This is a genomic window from Chelativorans xinjiangensis, from assembly GCF_009812055.1.
Taxonomy (GTDB): Bacteria; Pseudomonadota; Alphaproteobacteria; order Rhizobiales; family Rhizobiaceae; genus Chelativorans; species Chelativorans xinjiangense.
Genome location: NZ_WQNH01000112.1, coordinates 1 through 1,759 on the forward strand (window position 1 = coordinate 1; position 1,759 = coordinate 1,759).

General features: G+C 59.5%; 1 protein-coding gene. It reads left to right on the forward strand.

From position 1 onward, the window contains the following. The first annotated feature begins 761 nt into the window (after positions 1-761). Positions 762-1,673, forward strand: coding sequence for a LysR family transcriptional regulator (locus tag GM910_RS26845; RefSeq protein WP_159593951.1), 912 nt, complete (start codon positions 762-764; stop codon positions 1,671-1,673). The last annotated feature ends 86 nt before the right edge of the window (positions 1,674-1,759 follow it).

Here is a 1,759-nt window from a genome sequence, read left to right on the forward strand (position 1 = left end):
CTACGAATACATCTGCAAATGCTGGACAAAGGAGCCCGAACGCTTCAGGCTCGATCCAATCTATCAAATGCCGGGACTAAACAGTTAGCTGCGTCGTGGTGGCGCTTCGACAGGCCTTCCACGACTTCGTTCACCAGATCTCGTTGACGATACAGCGGAAACACCAAAACGCTCACAGCACCAACTCCCCTGAAGCTCTGAATCAGGGGCAGCCTGGCTGATCTGGCGAAAATGAACGGTTAACGATAGTGACGGCTGCAGGCACCAAGGCAATGTCGGACGGCCACAGCCGAACGGACAACAGTAGCGACGCGACCTCGGAAACCACGTATCCTGACGATCACAAATTCCTGCCACCGGAGCGGTGCCGAGCACAGGTTTACACCTGCCGATGTCGACGGTTGATGAATCACCTCAGCCAACACGAGGGCCACGGAGGCAGTCAGTCATCAAGGCTTCACGCGTTCCGACCCGGCCCGTCGGCGAAGGCCATGTAGCCAAAAGGACGCCTGAAGCGCTGCGAGGTAGTACGCAACAACTGTATCCTCGTAAGTAAAACCGGCTCCGCCCGTGAGCTCGGTCTGCCTCATCATATTGTCCCGTGGTACAATGGCAATGCGAACGACGGAGTCGTGACGTACCTACGAAGCGGTCGTTCTCATCAGTACCGAAACTTTTGTGTGCTCTTTTCGGTTCTGGTCGACAGCAGAGCGACGCTTTTGGGGACCTAGTAGAAGTGAGGGCTAGGCTGGCGGGCTGGAATGAACCTGACATTTCTTGAAACCTTCATCTGGGCTGCGCGCCTCAAGAGCTTTACCCTCACGGCCGAGCGCATGAATGCCACCCAGGCCGCCGTCTCGGCGCGGATAGCCGCGTTGGAACGGGAGCTCGGGGTCAAACTCTTCTACCGAGAGCCGCGCGAGGTGAGGCTAACGCCCGATGGGGTTTCCGCGCTGGAACGCGCCGAAGGCCTGGTGCGGGCGGCGCAGGAACTCATTCGGGATATCGGCGCCCAGGAGAGGCTGCGCGGAACAGTGCGGATCGGCGCCATAGACACGATCTCGCACAGCTGGCTCATTGACCTCATCAAGAGGTCCAAGACCCTTTATCCGCACATAAACATCGAACTGACCGCCGACACCAGCCTGCGGCTGACCGACATGCTTCTGGGCAACGAACTCGATGTCGCGTTGATCATGGGCCCGGTGCTGCAGCCCGACGTGATCAACGTCGACCTGTGCACTTATGCGTGCAACTGGACAGCCTCGCCGGATCTGGGCCTGCATGGCCGCCAGCTCGACGTAGACGACCTTGCCTCCTTTCCGATCATCTCCTTTCCCAAGGGATCGCAGCCGCACGAGGCGCTGCGGCGGTATTTCCACCGCCACCTCGAAGCGGGCACCGTCCTCTACGCGACCAACTCGCTGGCCACGATCATACGCATGACGATCGACGGGATTGGTGTGGCGGCCATTCCACCGCCGGTTATGAGCCGCGAGCTGCGGCGCGGCGAACTCGTTCCTCTCAATGTCCGACAGCCTTTTCCGCCCATGAGTTTTCAGGCAGTCTATGTGGATAGCCCGACCTTCCTGCTGCCCGCCGCGGTCGCCAATCTGGCGCGTGAGGTGGCGCGGGAGTTCTGTAGTCGTATCGATCCTTCGCAAGCGTGGTGAGAGTGGCCTGCCCCTATGAGGTGGTCCAGTTTCAGTCTTAATGCATGATCGGCTTTCCGGCCATTGCCTGTGCAGATGGTGGTGCC